The organism is Streptomyces spirodelae (genome assembly GCF_017676385.1).
Taxonomy (GTDB): Bacteria; Actinomycetota; Actinomycetes; order Streptomycetales; family Streptomycetaceae; genus Streptomyces; species Streptomyces spirodelae.
Genome location: NZ_JAFFZN010000005.1, coordinates 157,802 through 175,631 on the forward strand (window position 1 = coordinate 157,802; position 17,830 = coordinate 175,631).

The following is a 17,830-nucleotide window of genomic DNA, read 5'->3' on the forward strand; positions in this document are numbered from 1 at the left end:
GTGTTCCGCGACACCGGAAGGGTGATCCTTTACATCTGCGTATGAGCCGCTGAGCATCCAATATGAGCGGCGGTGCCCTGGGGCATGGCTGACGGAGCGACAGCGACACACAGCGGGAGCCTCAGTGCGCGCAGCAGCGATCCCCTCGGCAGTCGGTGCCCTGGCCCTCACCCTGGCGCCCGCCTCCACGGCGGCCGACCACGGCGCCTTGACGCCGTCCGGGCGCGTACCGGAGTCGGCCGGCGTCAAGGCGGCGGCCGCAGACGCGGCGGCGCGCGGCATCGAGTGGCGGCACTGCCCCGCGGCCGAGCGGCTGCCCGGCTTCGTCGAGTGCGGCACCGTCTCGGTCCCGGTCGACTATGCCCGGCCGGACGGCGAGCAGATCCACCTCACCGTCAGCAGGGCCCGGGCCACCGGCGACAGCGACCAGCACCTGGGTTCGCTTGTCTACAACCCGGGCGGCCCTGGGGGCAGCGCCATGAAGTTCCCCCTCTACTCGAAGCTCGGCGGCCTGTGGAAGCGCCTGAACGCGAGCTACGACTTCGTCGGCTACGCGCCTCGCGGCGTCGGCCGCTCCGACCCGCTCTCCTGCCAGGACCCCGCGGAGTTCCTCAGGGGCCCCAACCACTCCCCCGAGCACCCCGGCCCCGAGTTCAAGCAGGCCATGAAGCGGAAGGCCGCGGCCTACGCCGCCGGCTGCGCCAAGGCCCAGCCCGACCGGCTACGGCACTACACCACGCCGAACAACGCCCGCGACCTGGATGTACTGCGCGCAGCCCTGGGGCAGCGCAAGCTCAACTACCTCGGGGTCTCCTACGGCACCTACATCGGCTCCGTCTACGCCACGCTCTTCCCCGGCCACGTCCGCCGCCTGGTGCTCGACAGCGTCGTCGATCCGTCGCCGGAGAGCGTCTGGTACCAGGCCAACCTCGACCAGGACCGCGCCTTCGAACGGCGCTGGGCGGACTGGAAGAGCTGGGTCGCCCGGCACCACGACACCTACCGTCTGGGACACACGGCCCAGCAGGTGCAGCGCTCCTTCGACGCGGTGCGGGCGGCCGTCGACCGGCGGCCCGCGGGCGGCACGGTCGGCTCCAAGGAACTGCTCGCCACCTATCTGGACACCGGATACGCGGACGTCACCTGGGCCCCGTACGCACAGGTCCTCTCCGACTTCCGGGAGGGCGACCCGGAACCGCTGGTGAAGCTGGCCGCGCCCAAGATGGAGAAGGCGCGGAGCGAGGAGAACGGCAACGCCGTCTACAACGCTGTCGAGTGCCAGGACGCGCCCTGGCCGCGCGACTGGGAGCGCTGGGAGAGGGACAACACCGCGACGGCGGCCGTGGCACCGTTCAACACCTGGGAGAACGCCTGGATGAACCTGCCGTGCGCCTACTGGAAGACGCAACCGGACAAGCCGCTGGACGTCGGCGCCGACGCGAGTGAGCTCCCTGACGTACTGCTGGTGGCCGCCACCCACGACGCCGCCACGCCGTACGACGGCGCCCTGGAGACCCAGCGCCGGCTGGCCGGGTCCTCACTCGTGACCGAGCGCGGCGCCGGCAACCACGGGGTCAGCGGGGGCAACCCCTGCATGGACACCCACATCGAGCGGTACCTCCTCGACGGCAAGACGCCGGGCACCCATGCGGAGTGCGCCGCGCGGCCCGAGCCGAGGCCGGGCGCCCGGCAACGTGCGCTGCCGAGCGCCAACACGCGGGTCGCCCGCTGAAGGGCTTACGCCAGCCCCGCGACCAGCTCGCGCAGCGGCTTGCGGCGGCCCGTGAAGAAGGGGATCTCCTCCCGCACATGCCGGCGCGCCTCCGAACCGCGCAGGTGCCGCATCAGGTCGACGATGCGGTACAGCTCGTCGGCCTCGAAGGCGAGAATCCACTCGTAGTCGCCCAGCGAGAAGGCAGGCACGGTGTTGGCCCGGACGTCGGGGAAGCCACGGGCCATCTTGCCGTGGTCGGCGAGCATCCGGCGGCGGTCCTCGTCGGGCAGCAGGTACCACTCGTAGCTGCGCACGAAGGGGTAGACGCTCACATAGGCGCGCGGCTCCTCGTCGGCGAGGAAGGCCGGGATGTGCGACTTGTTGAACTCGGCGGGGCGGTGCAGCGCCATGTTCGACCAGACGGGCTCCAGCGCGCGGCCCAGCCTGGTGCGGCGGAAGCGGTTGTAGGCGTCCTGGAGCGCGTCGGAGTCCTCCGAGTGCCACCAGATCATCAGGTCGGCGTCGGCCCGCAGTCCGGAGACGTCGTACGTACCGCGGACGACCACGTCCTTGGCGGCGAGCCGGCCGAACAGCTCCTCCACCTCGTCCGCGTACCCGGCGCGGTCCTCGGGGAGCACGTCACGCAGCCGGAAGACCGACCAGAGGGTGTAGCGGATGACCTCGTTGAGGTCCTTGGCCTTCTTGCCCGCGTTGGGCGACTTCTGCGGTGCCTCACTCATGGCGTGTCTTCTCACCGTTCTCGTTGACCGACTCAGCCGATGCGGCTGCTTGCAGTACCTGCCGGGCCGCTCGCCGGCCGTCGGCCACGCAGGCGGGAATCCCCACGCCCCCGTAGACGGCGCCGGCCACGGCGAGGCCCGGCAGCGCGTCTGTGGCCGCGCGTACGGCGGCCACGCGCTCGAGGTGTCCGACCGGGTACTGCGGCAGTCCGCTGTCCCAGCGGGAGACAAGGGTGTCGACGGGGCGCGCGTCCAGTCCGGTGGCGGCGCGCAGGTCGCGCAGCGACAGCTCCACCAGTTCGGCGTCGTCCCGCTGGAGCAGGTGTTCCTCGCCGTAGCGGCCCAGCGAGGTGCGCAGCACGAACAGGGAGGGGTCCTGTTCGGCGGCCCAGCTCCACTTGTGCGCGGAGAAGGTGGCGGCCTTGATTGCGCGGCCGTCGACGGGCGGCACCAGGAAGCCGCTGCCATCCGGTACGCGGTCCGCCTCGGACCTGCGGAAGGCGAGGGTGACCAGGGCCATCGAGGCGTACTCGACCGCGTCGAGCGCCGTGGCCGCGGCGGGCGCATGCGGGGCCAGCAGCCTGGCCGCGGCCGGTGCGGGGGTGGCCAGTACGACGGCGTCGGCGCGCAATACCTCGGAGTCGGTCACGGCCAGCCAGCCGGGCTCGCCGTCGGAGGTCGTACGACGCAGCTCGCGCACCGGGGTGTTCAGCCGGATGTCGGCGCCCTTGGCGGCGCAGGCGTCGGCCACGGCCTGGGGCAGCCGTCCGACGCCGCCCTCGATGCCCATGAAGACCGGCCCCGCGGGTGCGGGCGTGGCGGCGGCGCGGTCCTGCACGGCGCGTACCGCGGCCAGCAGGGAGCGTTCGCCGCGCGCCGCCTCGTACAGCTGCGGGACGGCGGCGCGCATCGAGATGCGGTACGCGTCACCGGCGTAGACCCCGCCCAGCAGGGGTTCCACCAGCCGGTCGACGACCTCCCGGCCGAGCCGCTCGGCGACATAGCTGCCCACGGCCACGTCGGCGCCGAGCTCGGTGCGCGGCAGCCGCCCGTCCTCGCTGATCCGGGCCAGCCCCTCGGGCGAGAGCACCCCGCTGACCGCGCTCGGATCGCCGGGTACGCCCATCAGATGTCCCTTGGGCATGGGCCGTACGGCGCCGCGCGTCCAGATCGCGCCCCCGGCGACGGACGGCGGCTGGAGCTGCTCGCCCAGACCCACGGCGCGCGCCAGCTCCACCGCCTCCGGGCGGCGGGCCAGCATGGACTCGGCGCCCAGGTCGACGGCGGCCGTTCCGGCGATGCTGCCCACACGCAGCTTGCCGCCGAGTCGGGTGTCGGCCTCGGCGAGGGTCACCCGCGCGCCGGACGCCAGCAGTTGATGCGCGGCGGCCAGCCCGGAGATACCGCCCCCGATGACAAGTACGTGCATACGGGCAAGTCTCGCAGAACGGCATCCGGCGCATAGCGTGGGCCCTGTCAGTGACAGCGGATCCGGTGGGCGGCGCGGCCCGCACGGCGAAAGGAGCGTCCGTGATGGCGGCAGCGGAGCGGATGGTGGTCATCGGCGGGGATGCGACGGGCATGTCGGCCGCCGCGCAGGCGCGCCGGCTCAAGGGCCCGGGGGAGCTGGAGATCGTGGCCTTCGAGCGGGGCCGCTTCTCCTCCTACTCGGCCTGCGGCATCCCCTACTGGGTGGGCGGTCAGGTCACCGAGCGGGACAGTCTCGTCGCCCGCTCGCCCGAGGAGCACCGCTCACGCGGCATCGATCTGCGGATGCGTACCGAGGCGGTCGAGCTCGATGTGCCGGGACAGCGGGTCCGGGTGACGGAGCAGGAGGGCACCGAGCGCTGGGTGGGCTACGACCAGCTGGTGCTGGCCACCGGCGCCGTCCCGGTACGCCCACCGCTGCCGGGCATCGACGCGGAGGGCGTCCACGGGGTGCAGACGCTGGACGACGGTCAGCGGCTGCTGGACGCGCTGGAACGGGGTCACCTCCCCCACGGAGTCCGGGGGAGGGTGGAGTCCGGCGGCGCCTCCCCGCGCAGGGCGGTCGTCGTCGGCGCCGGCTACATCGGCGTGGAGATGGCCGAGGCGTTCGTGCGGCGCGGCTACCAGGTGACGGTGCTGGAGAAGGCCGAGCAGCCGATGTCCACCCTCGACCCGGACATGGGCGAGTTGGTGCACGAGGCGATGTGCTCGATGGACATCGAGACGGTGCTGGGCGCCTCCGTCACCGAGGTCCGTACCGACGAGCGGGGACGCGCGTGCGCGGTCGCCACCCAGGACGCCGAGTACCCGGCCGACGTCGTCGTACTGGGGCTGGGCGTGCGACCGGCGACCGAGCTGGCGCGCGAGGCGGGATTGCCGCTGGGCGAGTCGGGCGGGCTGCTGACGGATCTGGCGATGCGGGTGCGCGGCCAGGACAACATCTGGGCTGGCGGCGACTGCGTGGAAGTCCTCAACCTCGTCTCCGGCCGCCCTCAGCACGTGCCGCTGGGCACGCACGCCAACAAGCACGGCCAGGTCATCGGCGCCAACATCGGCGGCGGCTACGCCACCTTCCCCGGCGTGGTCGGCACGGCCGTCAGCAAGGTGTGCGACCTGGAGATCGCCAGGACGGGTCTGCTGGAGGCGCAGGCCGCCGCCGTCGGGCTCCGCTTCACCAGCGTGGTGATCGAGTCGACGACCCGGGCCGGTTACTACCCGGGCACCCGGCCGATCCACGTCAAGATGCTCGCCGAACGCCGCTCGGGGCGGCTGCTCGGCGTCCAGATCGTCGGCCGCGAGAACGCGGGGAAGCGGGTGGACATCGCCGCGGTCGCGTTGCACGCGGGTATGACGGTGGAGCAGATGACGTCTTTGGACCTGGGCTACGCCCCGCCGTTCAGCCCGGTGTGGGACCCGGTCCTGATCGCCGCCCGCAAGGCGGCCGCCGCCGTCCGGGAGGGCTGACCCCCGGGGTGTGGGCCGCAGCCGGTCCGTCCGCCCTCAGCCCTCAGCGCGCGCTGTGTTCGTGCACGTACGCCACCAGGTCCGTCAGGGCCTGGGGGTCCGTGTCGGGGAGTACCCCGTGGCCCAGGTTGAAGATGTGCCCCTCCAGCCCGCGTGCGGCCTGCAGGATGTGCGCGGCCTGGCGCTCCACTGCCTCGCGGGGCGCGAAGAGGACGGCCGGGTCCAGGTTGCCCTGGATCGCCTTGCCGGGGCCGACCCGGCGTGCGGCCTCGTCCACCGGCACCCGCCAGTCGGCACCGACGACATCCGCTCCGGCCTCCCCCATGAGACCGAGCAGCTCACCGGTACCGACGCCGAAGTGGATGCGGGGCACCCCGTAGCCGGCGACGGCCCCGAAGACCTTCCGGGAGGCGGGCTGGACGCTGCGCCGGTAGTCGTCAGGGGCGAGCGCGCCCACCCACGAGTCGAACAGCTGCACAGCATTGGCGCCCGCCTCGATCTGCACCTTGAGGAACGCGGCGGTGATGTCTGCGAGCCGGTCCAGCAGGTCGGCCCACAGCTCGGGGTCCCCGTACATCAGGGCCTTGGTGCGCTCGTGGTTCTTGGAGGGGCCGCCCTCGACCAGGTAGCTGGCCAGCGTGAAGGGGGCACCGGCGAAGCCGATGAGCGGAGTGGCGCCCAGCTCCCGGGTGAGGATGCCGACGGCCTCGGTGACGTACGAGACGTCCTCGGGGTCCAGGGGCCGCAGCCGCTCCAGGTCGGCGCGAGTGCGGATGGGCTTCTCGACGACGGGGCCGACGCCCGGCTTGATGTCCAGGTCGACACCGATGGCCTTGAGGGGGACGACGATGTCGCTGAAGTAGATCGCGGCGTCCACCTTGTGCCGGCGCACGGGCTGCAGGGTGATCTCGGCGACCAGGTCGGGCCGCATGCACGAGTCGAGCATCGCGATGTCCTCGCGCACCTTGCGGTACTCCGGCAGTGAGCGGCCGGCCTGCCGCATGAACCACACCGGCGTGTGCGGCACGGGCTCACGGCGGCAAGCGCGGAGGAACGGTGAGGACGTCTTGTCCGCCGCGGCGCCCGCTACGGCGTGAGATGTCTGCGTCGGCTGGCCCTCAGGGCGGTCGTTTCCACTCACACCCGAAGTCTCCCACGGCGTAATGGGGTGTCCCTACCAGCCTCGGGCCCGCCGTCCGCCTACTCTTCGGGCCATGACTGCGGCTCGGGCGGCGAAGGCGGGAGGCTCCGGCGGAGTGGAAGACACCAGCGGGACGGGAGGCTCCGGGGGCGGGGGCGGGGACTCCTCGCCGCCCCCTTTCCGGGCGGCTGTCGCGGCGCTGAGCGAGACCCGGCCGCGCCCCGAGGTCCGGCTCTCGACGCTCCCCGCGCCCCGGCGGCTGGCACCGTACTCCTTCGCACTGGAGGCGACGGTGACGGAGCCGGACGACGCGGGGACCGAACTGGCCGACGGGCGGTTCGTGCTGCTGCACGATCCGCAGGGCCAGGAGTCCTGGCAGGGCACATTCCGGGTGGTCACCCTGGGCCGGGCCGAGCTGGAGCCGGAGATCGCCGGTGACCCGCTGCTGCCCGAGGTGACCTGGACCTGGCTGACCGGAGCGCTGGAGGCGCGGGGCGCCGGGTACGGGGAGCCGAGCGGGACGGTGACGCGGTCGAGCTCCGCCTACTTCGGCGGGCTGGCGGAGCGCGCCGCCGAGGAAGTGCTGGAGATCCGGGCGAGCTGGACCCCGGAGGGCACCACGCCGGATGCGGCCGCGCATCTGACGGCCTGGTGCGAACTCCTCTGCCAATGCGCGGGGTTGCCGCCCGAGACGGGCGAGGGCACCTCGGTGGTGCAGCTGCCGCAGCGCCGGGGCCCGCGCTAGGACCTGGCCCCTCCCCTGTACTGACGGGCACCCCCTTGTGTGACCAGGGGGTGCCCGTTGCTGAGTCGTGCGGGACGGGGCGCGCCCTCTCTTCATCGCCGCACCCTTCGGGTGCGGCGTTTTGTCTACAAAGACGCCGGACAATTCCGGCCGCCGGACCGTCGGTCTCTGTGTAGACAAAGGAATCTTTCCGACGGAGGAAAATGCCCGGGGAAACGGCATTGTGGAAATTCGGGTCACTAATTCGTGATCTTTCTCTAAAGAGGGGTGGAGAAGGTGCCGAAGGAGTCTGTGACCCTTCACGCGGAATACCCGACTCGTTCGGATCCGTCCCCCACAGCCACTCCCCCCAGGAGGCCCGGTGTCTGTTCTCCTTGAGCACCCCACAAGCCTGGTCGCCTACCGCCCGAACAAGCCGACGGCCATGGTCGTCGTGGCCGACCCCCGCGTCCGTTCCACCGTGACCCGCCACCTGTGGGCTCTCGGCGTACGGGACGTGATCGAGGCGTCGTCCATCGCGGAGGCCCGCCCCCGAATCGGCAACCCACGCGACATCTGCGTGGCCGACGTCCACCTGCCCGACGGCTCCGGGCTCAGCCTGCTGTCCGAGACCAGAGCGGCGGGCTGGCCCAACGGCCTGGCGCTCTCCGCCGCCGACGACATCGGCGCCGTACGCAACGCGCTGGCCGGCGGCGTCAAGGGCTATGTCGTCACCGGCACCCGCACCAACCTGGGCGGCCCGCTGCCCACCCGGCACGGTGCCGCACCCATCGGCGCCGCCGCTGCCGCGCGCATGCACCGCAGGCCGGGTGGCGGCCCCGGTGGCCCCGGCCACCCGGGCGGCTACCGGGAGCTGTCGGGCCGCGAGGTCGAGGTGCTGCGCCTGGTGGCCGAGGGCCAGTCCAACAAGGCCATCGGTGTGTCGATGGGCCTCTCGGCGCTGACGGTCAAGAGCCACCTCGCCCGGATCGCCCGCAAGCTGGGCACCGGCGACCGTGCCGGGATGGTCGCCGTCGCCCTGCGGACGGGCATCATCCACTGACCCCCCACCCCTACTCTCCGGTACCCCCTGCCTCCCTCGCTTTCCCCCCGCTTTTCAGCTTTCCGGGCGCCCGTCGACGTAACGTTCCGTCGGCGGGCGCTCGCCATTGCGTGCGCGCGGATACCCTTGACTGGTGACCGACGCCCAAGAGACCGCATCAGCATCCGCAGCTCAGGCCCACCTCCAGGACGCAGCGCCGGCGCCGGTCCCTCTCCTGGAACCACGCGAGGGGATCCCTCCCGTCACGGTGACAGCCGAGGAGCTGGCGCGGATGACGGACGCCTTCGCCGTGGGGAGCGGCCCGGTGGCCGTCGACGCCGAACGCGCGTCCGGGTACCGCTACGGACAGCGGGCCTATCTGGTGCAGCTGCGCCGCGCGGGCGCGGGCACCGCGCTGATCGACCCCGTCGCCTGTCCCGATCTGTCCGGCCTGGACGCGGCGCTCGCGGGCACCGAGTGGGTGCTGCACGCCGCCAGCCAGGACCTGCCGTGCCTGCGGGAAATAGGCATGCGGCCCATGCGGCTCTTCGACACCGAGCTGGCCGGGCGCCTCGCCGGGTTCGCCCGGGTCGGACTGGGCGCCATGGTGGAGAACGTACTCGGATACGCCTTGGAGAAGGGCCACTCCGCCGTGGACTGGTCCACCCGGCCGCTGCCCGAGCCCTGGCTGCGGTACGCGGCACTGGACGTGGAACTCCTGGTCGACCTGCGGGACGCGCTGGAGCAGGAGCTGTCCCGGCAGGGGAAGCTGGAGTGGGCCCAGGAGGAGTTCGCGGCCATCGCGGCGGCCCCGGCCCCGCCCCCGCGCAAGGACCCGTGGCGGCGCACCTCCGGTATGCACAAGGTGCGGCGGCGCCGCCAGATGGCTGTCGTACGGGAACTGTGGCAGGCGCGGGACGCGGTGGCGCGCAAGCGGGACGTCTCGCCGGGCAAGGTGCTGTCCGACGCCGCCATCGTGGAGGCGGCGCTGGCGATGCCCGCCAACGCCAGGGCGCTGGCCGCGCTGCCCGGATTCGGGCAGCGGATGAGCCGCAAGCAGCTCGACCAGTGGCAGGCGGCCGTCGAGCGGGCCCGGGCGCTGCCCGAGGAGCAGCTGCCGCAGCAGTCGCAGACGACCAACGGGCCGCCCCCGCCGCGCTCCTGGGCCGACAAGGACCCGGCGGCTGCGGCCCGGCTCGCGGCAGCGCGCGCGGCGGTCACGCAGCACGCGGAGGAGCTGAACCTGCCGCAGGAGAATCTGCTGACGCCTGACACGGTGCGGCGCCTGTGCTGGGAGCCTCCGGCGGAGGTTTCCGTCGACTCGGTTGCCGGGGCACTCCGCGCACTGGGCGCCCGTGAGTGGCAGATCGCCCAGACCGTCGACCTGCTGCGCGTGGCGCTGACGGCTTCCGCGTAAAGAGCACCACTTCCTGGTTGTGGGCACTCGGACCGCCCCTCGGAACGATTGCCCACAACGGGGTGACGAGGGCGACCCTTGCCAGGTGGTTACCGACAAGTAGCATGGGGAGTGACAGACCCCTGGCCGCACCTGGAGGAGAGCCAAAGTGCCTCGTACCGCAAGGGACGTCGTCTTCGTCGACGGCGTTCGCACACCGTTCGGCAAGGCGGGCCCCAAGGGCATCTATCACGAGACCCGCGCCGACGACCTGGTCGTCAAGTGCATCCGTGAGCTGCTGCGCCGCAACCCCGACCTGCCTCCGGAGCGCATCGACGAGGTCGCCGTCGCGGCGACCACCCAGATCGGTGACCAGGGGCTGACCCTGGGCCGCACCGCCGGAATCCTCGCGGGGCTGCCGAAGACCGTCCCCGGCTACTCCATCGACCGGATGTGCGCGGGCGCGATGACGGCCGTGACCACGACCTCCGGCTCGATCGCCTTCGGCGCGTACGACATCGTCGTCGCCGGCGGCGTCGAGCACATGGGCCGCCACCCGATGGGCGAGGGCGTCGACCCCAACCCGCGCTTCGTCTCGGAGAAGCTGGTCGACGAGTCGGCGATGTTCATGGGCATGACAGCCGAGAACCTGCACGACCGCTTCCCGCACCTGACCAAGGAGCGCGCCGACGCCTTCGCGGTGCGCAGCCAGGAGAAGGCGGCCAAGGCGTACGCGAACGACAAGATCCAGCCGGACCTGGTGCCGATCTCGATCCGCCGCACCTCGCCGGAGGGCGGGGAGACGGGGTGGGGCCTGGCCACCGCCGACGAGCCGATGCGGCCCGGCACCACGCTGGAGAACCTGGCAGGGCTCAAGACCCCGTTCCGGGCGCACGGGCGCGTCACGCCGGGCAACGCCGCGGGGCTCAACGACGGCGCCACCGCCTCGCTGATCGCCGCCGAGGACGTGGCCCAGGAGCTGGGGCTGCCGGTGAAGATGCGGCTGGTGTCCTACGCGTTCGCCGGTGTCGAGCCCGAGGTGATGGGCGTCGGCCCGGTGCCGGCCACCGAGAAGGCGCTGGCGAAGGCCGGTCTGTCGATCGACGACATCGGCCTGTTCGAGATCAACGAGGCGTTCGCCGTCCAGGTGCTCGCGCTGCTGGACCACTACGGCATCGCCGACGACGACCCGCGCGTCAACCAGTACGGTGGCGCCATCGCCTTCGGCCACCCGCTGGCCTCCTCCGGCGTGCGGCTGATGAACCAGCTCGCCCGTCAGTTCGAGGAGCAGCCGCACGTCCGCTACGGCCTGACCACCATGTGCGTCGGCTTCGGCATGGGCGGGACCGTCATCTGGGAGAACCCGCACTGGGAGGGCAAGTAAGAATGAGCACCGCTGAGCTGCTGAAGGGCGCGGCCGAGCTGTTCCCGGACGAGGTCGTCACCCAGGCGCACGTACGCCACCTCGACCTGCCGTACACAGCTTCTGATAACGGCTCCGCCGCGGGCGGCAGGTTCGCCCTGATCACGCTGGACAACGGGCTGGACCACACCAAGCCCACCACCTTCGGGCCCCAGTCGCTGGCCAATCTGAACGCCGCCATCGACCAGGTGGAGAAGGAGGCGGCGGACGGCGAGATCGTCGGCGTCGGGCTGACCGGCAAGCCGTTCATCTTCGCCGTCGGCGCCGACCTCAAGGGCGTCGAGCTGCTGAAGCGGCACGAGGACGCGGTCGCCATCGGCAAGGGCGGCCACGACGTCTTCGTCCGGCTCGCCAACCTGGCCGTTCCGACGTTCGCCTACTACAACGGCGCCGCGATGGGCGGCGGTGTCGAGGTGGGGCTGCACTGCACCTACCGCACCGTCTCCGCCGCGCTGCCGGCCTTCTCGCTGCCCGAGGTCTTCCTGGGCCTGGTGCCGGGCTGGGGCGGCTGCGCGCTGCTGCCGAACCTGATCGGCGCCGACCGCGCGGTCAGCGTCATCATCGAGAACTCGCTCAACCAGAACCGCCAGCTCAAGGGCGAGCAGGTCTACGAACTGGGCATCGCCGACGCCCTGTTCGAGGGCGCCGACTTCCTGGAGGAGTCGCTGCGCTGGACGGCGTCCGTCCTCAAGGGCGAGATCGACGTCGTACGCCCCGAGATCGACCGCGGCGAGGCGTGGGACGCGGCCGTCGAGCGCGGCAAGCAGATCGCGGACAGCAAGGTGCACGGCGCGGCCCCGGCCGCCTACCGGGCCCTGGACATCATCGCCGCCGCCAAGAACGGTGACCTGCGCAAGGGCTTCGAGGCCGAGACCCAGGCGCTGGCCGACCTGATCATGGGCGGCGAACTGCGCAGCGGCATCTACGCCTTCAACCTGGTGCAGAAGCGCGCCAAGCGCCCGGCGGGCGCCCCCTCCAAGGATCTGGCGCGTCCGGTCACCAAGGTCGGCGTCGTCGGCGCGGGGCTGATGGCCTCGCAGCTCGGGCTGCTGTTCGCGCGCCGCCTGGAGGTGCCGGTCGTACTGACCGACATCGACCAGGAGCGGGTCGACAAGGGCGTGGCCTACTGCCACGAGGAGATCGACAAGCTGCTGCTCAAGGGCCGCGTCAACCAGGACAAGGCCAACCGCCTCAAGGCTCTGGTGACCGGCTCCCTGGACAAGGCCACCGCGTTCGCCGACGCCGACTTCGTCATCGAGGCCGTCTTCGAGGAGATGGGCGTCAAGCAGAAGGTGTTCGCCGAGGTCGAGGCGGCCGTGCCGGAGCACGCCATTCTCGCCACCAACACCTCCTCGCTGTCGGTCAGCGAGATGGCCTCCCAGCTCAAGCACCCCGAGCGAGTGGTGGGCTTCCACTTCTTCAACCCGGTGGCGATCCTTCCGCTGCTGGAGATCGTGCGGGGCGAGAAGACCGACGACGCCTCGCTGGCCACCGCCTTCGGCGTCGCCAAGAAGCTGAAGAAGACGGCCGTACTGGTCAAGGACGCGCCCGCGTTCGTCGTCAACCGGGTGCTGACCCGCTTCCTCGGCGAGGTGCTGCGATCCATCGACGAGGGCACGCCTGTCGAGGTCGCCGACCGGGCGCTGGCGCCGCTGGGGCTGCCCATGTCGCCGATCCAGCTGCTGGAGCTGGTGGGCCCGGCCGTCGCGCACCACGTCGCCGGGACGCTGCACGGGGCCTTCCCGGACCGGTTCGCCGTCTCGGAGAACCTGGGCCGGGTGGTCGAGGCCGGCAAGCGGAACCTGTACGTCCCCGGCACCCAGGAGCTGGACCCGGAGGTCGCCTCGCTGTTCGAGGTCGGCACCGACGTGCTGACCGAGGAGCAGGTGCGGGAGCGGGCGCTGAACGCCATCGCCGAGGAGATCCGGCTGATGCTGGACGAGGGCGTGGTGGCTGAGGCCCAGGACATCGACCTGTGCCTGATCACCGGTGCCGGGTGGCCCTTCCACCTCGGTGGCGTGACCCCCTACCTGGACCGCGAGGGTGTCAGCGAGCGGGCCACCGGGCGCCGCTTCCTGGAGCCGGGACTGGCCAGCATCCCCGAGTAAGGCGGTGACCCTGCCCTGCCCTTCCGCCGTTTCTTACGGGTTTCGCCCGTGGTTTCGGCCGGTGTTTTCCTGAAGGGCAGGGCAGGGCTCTTTCACCCCGTATAGGGCTCACGGCCTTCAAAGGCGTTGCCCTGCGGGCCGATGGCCAGGTACTTGGACTTGATGTCGTCGGCGAGTTCTCCGGTCACATCGGGGCCCTTGCCGTACTTCTGCAGGTATTTCTCGGCAGTGGCGCCGAGATCGTGCTCACCGCGAGCGAAGAACTGATCTTTGTTCTGCGGTGGATCGGGCGCATCCGGCCCGCCGAAAACAACGTCGTCGTGGAACTGCTTCGCCCATTCCACGCCGCCCGCCTGGACGAGCGGAACGAGCACGCCCCAGGGCCCGCTCTTGCCCACCACGCTCAGTATTCCGTTGGCGAGCGCTGGTGCCCCGGTGCTCATACCGACACGGGTCCAGTCGGCCGACTCCGCGAACGCCTTCTGTGCTTCGGCGCTGTCGGCCGCGTACTGGGCCTCGATCTGCTGGACCCGGGAGTGGTCCAGCGTGCCCCGTGCCTCGGCCTCGGTCAGCAGCACCCGCCGCCCCGTTGCCCAGGCTTCGTCGCTGCCGGAGGGCGGGTCGTGGGCCAACCGGTCGAGGGTGTAGAGGTGTTCGGCCTGGTTCATCAGGCCGTGCGAGGTCTCGTTCTGGCCGAGGACGCTGAGGAAATCCACCGCCTGGTCGCGGCTGAACCGTGCCGGGGACCGGTAGGCCGGCGGGAAGGCGCCGTCGCTCTGCAGTGAGTCGCCGACGCCCGAGACGGCACGGTTGATGTCGTCCACATAGGCGCCGCCCATCGCGCCCAGGCTTGCGGCGAGGGCCGGCTGGCCGTGCAGGAGCTTGGGGCCGTCCTCGCCGCTGTAGACGTGGACGACCTGTTCCATCACCCCGGCTGTGGCCGCGGTGCGCCGGTTGCCGCCGTGCGCGAAGATCTCCGGGTCCTCGCCGGTGAGCTGCGGATCGTCCCAGGCGTAGCCGGTCGTGGCGGCGGTGAGCGCATGGCCGAGCGCCTCATGGCCGGGAAGTTGGCGGGGGCCTGCCCGGGTGTCGCCGTCGAAGACCCAGTTGCGGTCCTCGGTCAGGTACTTGAGACGGTCGTTGAGCTCCGAGTCCCGGTCCACGGCGCCGTTGACGCCGTCCGGCCGGCCGAAGAACTCGGTGGAGGCGCCCGGGTTGTGGCCCAGCGCCTCCAGGAAGCCGACCATCGCGTCGTGCCCGGTATCGCCGGGCTCGCCGGCCGGGTTGAGGTTGTCGGTGTCGGCGCTGTTGGCCCAGTAGGCGTAGTTGTCGTGGGTGTTGAGCTTCTGGTCCCAGGCCACGAGCCGGTCACCGTAGCGGTTGAGGAAGCCGCTGTCGTAGGTGCCCGAGTGCATGAGGTTGCTCATCAGCTGGAAGCCGAAGGGGTGCGTCCTGCCGCCGCTGCTCTCCAGCCGCTTGTCGCCCAGTGCGATCATGTCGTTCTGCCACTGCCGCATCGCCGGCGAGTCCGCGTGCGAGGCGGTGGCCAGCGTGGTGCCGAGGGAGTCCTGGAGCGTCCTGGCCGACTTCCACCACGCCTTCTCGTCGATCCTCGTGTCCGGGTACAGCTCATTGTGCGGATGGGTGGCGTTGTACCAGAGCTGCAGCGTCCGCTCGGCGCCGAGCTTGGTGGCGAACCGCTCGGCGAATTCCGGGTCCTGGCTGTGCCGGGTGACCAGCGCAGTGAGCCGCTCGAACTGGTCGGAGGACATTTTGCCGTTCTCGGCCTTCGCCAGATGCAGGGCCTCCTTGAGGTCCTGCGCGGAGTGCTCGCGGGCGGCCTTGAGGCTGTCGTACGCGTGGTCGTTGAAGCCGCGCGCGGCGCCGTTGACGTCGGTGGTCAGCGCCTGGGCGAGGTCCTGGTCGGCCTGGTCGGCGCTTTCGAGAGCCGCGCTGGTACGGAACCAGTAACCGGCGATGACCGCGCTGTACGCCTGTGAGTAAGCCACACGGGACTTCTCTTCCTCGGCCGTGAGCTTCAGCTCGACGGTGCCGTCCTTCTTGTTGAGCTTGAGGTGTTTGTGCCCCTCCAGCTCGTCCTCGATGGACTTGAGCTCCTTCTGCGCGGCACGGAACTTCGACAGCGCCTCGGACAGCACCGTGTGCACCCGCCGGGACTCCTCCTGCGCGGCGAGCAGTTGGGCCTTGACCCCGCGGAACTTGCGCCACGCGGCCTCGGCCGTCTCGCCCTCGAAGTCGGAGTTCGCCAGGCCCTTGACGACCTCGGTGTGGAAATTGGTGGCGACCTGCTGGAACTTGCCCGGTGCGTTCCTCCACTTGCCGACCGCCTCGTCCAGCGGGGTGAGGTCGGCATGACGCACGTCGGTGTAGCTGAGCCGGTCGCTCACGAGCGGCCACCTCCGGCCGGTGCGTGGCTGTCCTTCGTACCGGCCGCGTTGTCGATGTCCTTCTTGCGCCGGTGGTCCTCGGTCTCGAACGCGCCCGCGGCGGTACGCAGCGCGGAAGCGGTGCTGCCGAACTGCTGCTTGACGTAGCTCATCTGGTCGCGCCAGCGCTCCTGGAAGGTGGCGATCGCGGCGTCCGTACGGAAGCCCTTGAGGGTGCCGGTGATCTGCCCGGTCTCGCGCATGACCTCGTCGTCCGCCTTGAGGAACTGGCCCCGCACGGTCTCCGCACGGCCCGCGCGGCTCCGCAGCACGGAGCCGGTCACATTGAGCCGCTGCTTCGGGTTCGGCCCGCGTCCGATGCCACCACCGCCGCCTCCCTGCAGCCCGTCGGCCCCGGCGAGCCGCATGTGCGCCGTCCCCTCGGGCGCGTAGGCGGCCTTGAGCCCGGCCCACTCCTGCTCGAACGACAAACTGTCCTCCCCGTTGCCCTGCGTCGTGCGACTTCCCCCGCGCGCGTCGACGCGACGCACGCGGGGCGAACGTAACCGCCGCAGGGAAACAGCAGACGATCAACCGGGGAGCAACAACTGGACAATCGGGCACGGCCAGGCGCGCCGGGCCGGGAGCGCGAGGCAGCGGCGGCACTCGGTCTGCCGCCGGTGCGGTCAGCGGGTCCGGAGTGCGTGGCCGGCCCGGGAGGAAGTGCGGATCTCCGGACGGTTGCGCAGGTAGAACGAGGAGCCGTCGATGGTGGCCACCTTCTCGTAGTGGCGGGCGAGGTGCCGGCGCAGGGTGGGGATCTGCTGGACGCCGTACCGCTTGCCGCGCGAGTCGTCGACGATCAGCTCGGGCGGGCGCCGCCGCAGCTCCCGTTCGAAGTGCGGCCAAGCGCCGTCCATCGCGTACCGCTCGCCCACCCGTGCCTCGCCCCGGCCGCCGCTGAAGTTGGTGAGGAACCCGGCGGTCAGATAGCGGGAGGCGGGCGAGCGCTGGGACAGCCAGTACCCCTCCGGGTGCATGCCCCACAGCAGCACCCGGTCCTTGCGGTCGGTGTAGGAGCGCACGGTGTCGGCCAGCCGGCGCGCGTGGTCGACCTCGGCGCGGCTGTCGGTGAACCCCCAGCCGACGTAGCCGCAGGCCACCAGTGCTGTGGCGGTGAGCGCCGCGGTGGCGGCGCGGGCGGTGAGCTCGCGCAGCGCCGCGGCACCCAGCAGTGCGAGCGGCGGAACGAGTTGCAGGAAGTAGTGCCCGAAGAACTGGAAGCCGACGGTGGCGGCGCCGAGCGAGGCGGCCAGCCAGATCCACAGGTCGGCCGTGCCGCTGAGCGGGGCCCGGCCGGTGGGCGGCACGGCGGCGCGCGAGCGGACGGCGCGGACGAGGGCGACCACCAGCGGAAGAGCGGCGAGCGTCAGCAGCCCGACGCCGGCGAGGGCGCGCAGCACGGGTTTGAGCCCGGCGCCCTCGGCGGACAGGTACGAGCCCGACCCGGTCGCGATCCAGTACAGGAACCGGCCCGGGTCGAAGGCGAGAGCAGCGCTCACGACCGGAAGCGCCGCTCCCGCGGTGACCCGGACGAAGGCGCCCCAGCCCGCCCGGTGCTGCCACAGCAGGACGAGGACCGGCAGCAGTACGGCACCACCGGTCTGTTTCGAGAGCACCGCTCCGGCCGCCGCCAGCCCGGCCCCGAGCCAGCGGGCCCGCTCGGCGTACCAGATCGCCGCGACCGTCCAGGGCAGCATGAAGACCTCGAACGTCGCCGCCTGGGTGTCCTCGGGCTTGAGTCCGATCGTCAGGAAGACGTAGCAGACGCCCGCCGTCCACGCCGACCGCTGCCCCCAGCGCCGCGCCGCGATCGAGGCGGCCAGGGCCGCACCCACCAGCACGGCGACGATGGCCGCCACCCGCACCGGCCACAGCGAGCCGTCACCGAAGACAGCGAAGGCACCACGGTAGAGCAGGGGCACGAAGGGAGGCTTGCGGTCGACCACGGTGTCGTAGAGCACGCCGCCGTCGGCCAGTTGGCGCGCCTGGGTGGCCAGATACCCCTCGTCCGGATTCCACGGGGTGCGTACGAAGGAGGGGATACGGGTGACGACCGTGAGGGCGAGGAGAACGGCGATGAGCCGCGTCCAGTTCACCGCGGGTTCCTTGTGACTCGCGGCGGTGGTGTGGCGCTCCGCAA

Annotated in this window: 13 protein-coding genes; 7 read left to right on the forward strand and 6 right to left on the reverse strand. The window is 71.6% G+C overall.

The features are described 5' to 3' along the window. The first annotated feature begins 124 nt into the window (after positions 1-124). Complete coding sequence (locus tag JW592_RS08265; protein ID WP_209264265.1) at positions 125-1,732, forward strand: alpha/beta hydrolase; 1,608 nt, start codon at positions 125-127, stop codon at positions 1,730-1,732. 5 nt (positions 1,733-1,737) lie between these two features. Here the strand turns inward: JW592_RS08265 and hemQ are convergent, their stop codons facing one another. Both hemQ and hemG read right to left on the reverse strand, forming a co-directional pair. Further along, a complete protein-coding gene (gene hemQ / locus JW592_RS08270) occupies positions 1,738-2,454 on the reverse strand; it encodes a hydrogen peroxide-dependent heme synthase (protein ID WP_209264266.1) in 717 nt (238 codons plus the stop codon). Continuing rightward, positions 2,447-3,883: a protoporphyrinogen oxidase gene (gene hemG, locus JW592_RS08275; protein ID WP_209264267.1), complete on the reverse strand. Its 1,437-nt coding sequence runs from the start codon at positions 3,881-3,883 to the stop codon at positions 2,447-2,449. Before hemG ends, hemQ begins: the two co-directional genes overlap by 8 nt. A 104-nt stretch (positions 3,884-3,987) precedes the next feature. On the opposite strand from hemG, the gene JW592_RS08280 reads away from it, so the two are divergent. Next, entirely contained in the window at positions 3,988-5,406 is a 1,419-nt protein-coding gene (locus JW592_RS08280; RefSeq protein ID WP_209264268.1) for an FAD-dependent oxidoreductase, read from the forward strand. A 43-nt stretch (positions 5,407-5,449) separates the two neighbouring features. Here JW592_RS08280 and hemE read toward each other — a convergent pair whose 3' ends face one another. Further along, on the reverse strand, positions 5,450-6,547 hold the full coding sequence (gene hemE / locus JW592_RS08285; RefSeq protein ID WP_209264269.1) for a uroporphyrinogen decarboxylase: 1,098 nt from the start codon (positions 6,545-6,547) through the stop codon (positions 5,450-5,452). A gap of 73 nt (positions 6,548-6,620) precedes the next feature. On the opposite strand from hemE, the gene JW592_RS08290 reads away from it, so the two are divergent. The 5 genes from JW592_RS08290 to JW592_RS08310 all read left to right on the forward strand — a co-directional run bounded on the left by JW592_RS08290 (position 6,621) and on the right by JW592_RS08310 (position 13,240). Continuing rightward, on the forward strand, positions 6,621-7,292 hold the full coding sequence (locus JW592_RS08290) for a DUF3000 domain-containing protein (RefSeq protein ID WP_209264270.1): 672 nt from the start codon (positions 6,621-6,623) through the stop codon (positions 7,290-7,292). A 361-nt stretch (positions 7,293-7,653) separates the two neighbouring features. Continuing rightward, positions 7,654-8,334: a response regulator transcription factor gene (locus tag JW592_RS08295; protein WP_099884917.1), complete on the forward strand. Its 681-nt coding sequence runs from the start codon at positions 7,654-7,656 to the stop codon at positions 8,332-8,334. A 133-nt stretch (positions 8,335-8,467) separates the two neighbouring features. Beyond that, positions 8,468-9,730 (forward strand): HRDC domain-containing protein, encoded by a 1,263-nt coding sequence (locus tag JW592_RS08300; RefSeq protein WP_209264271.1) that lies wholly within the window; start codon positions 8,468-8,470, stop codon positions 9,728-9,730. A 148-nt stretch (positions 9,731-9,878) separates the two neighbouring features. Beyond that, positions 9,879-11,093, forward strand: a complete 1,215-nt coding sequence (locus JW592_RS08305) for a thiolase family protein (RefSeq protein ID WP_209264272.1) — start codon at positions 9,879-9,881, stop codon at positions 11,091-11,093. Positions 11,094-11,095: 2 nt separating this feature from the next. Next, positions 11,096-13,240, forward strand: coding sequence for a 3-hydroxyacyl-CoA dehydrogenase NAD-binding domain-containing protein (locus JW592_RS08310; RefSeq protein ID WP_209264273.1), 2,145 nt, complete (start codon positions 11,096-11,098; stop codon positions 13,238-13,240). Between the two features lie 92 nt (positions 13,241-13,332). Here JW592_RS08310 and JW592_RS08315 read toward each other — a convergent pair whose 3' ends face one another. From JW592_RS08315 to JW592_RS08325, 3 genes are all read right to left on the reverse strand, one after another. Beyond that, a complete protein-coding gene (locus tag JW592_RS08315; protein WP_209264274.1) occupies positions 13,333-15,648 on the reverse strand; it encodes a hypothetical protein in 2,316 nt (771 codons plus the stop codon). Further along, a complete protein-coding gene (locus JW592_RS08320) occupies positions 15,645-16,118 on the reverse strand; it encodes a type VII secretion target (RefSeq protein WP_209264275.1) in 474 nt (157 codons plus the stop codon). Before JW592_RS08320 ends, JW592_RS08315 begins: the two co-directional genes overlap by 4 nt. A 195-nt stretch (positions 16,119-16,313) precedes the next feature. Further along, the gene (locus JW592_RS08325; protein ID WP_307805329.1) at positions 16,314-17,786 is read right to left on the reverse strand and encodes a glycosyltransferase family 39 protein; all 1,473 of its coding nucleotides are present in this window, start codon (positions 17,784-17,786) and stop codon (positions 16,314-16,316) included. Between the last annotated feature and the right edge of the window lie 44 nt (positions 17,787-17,830).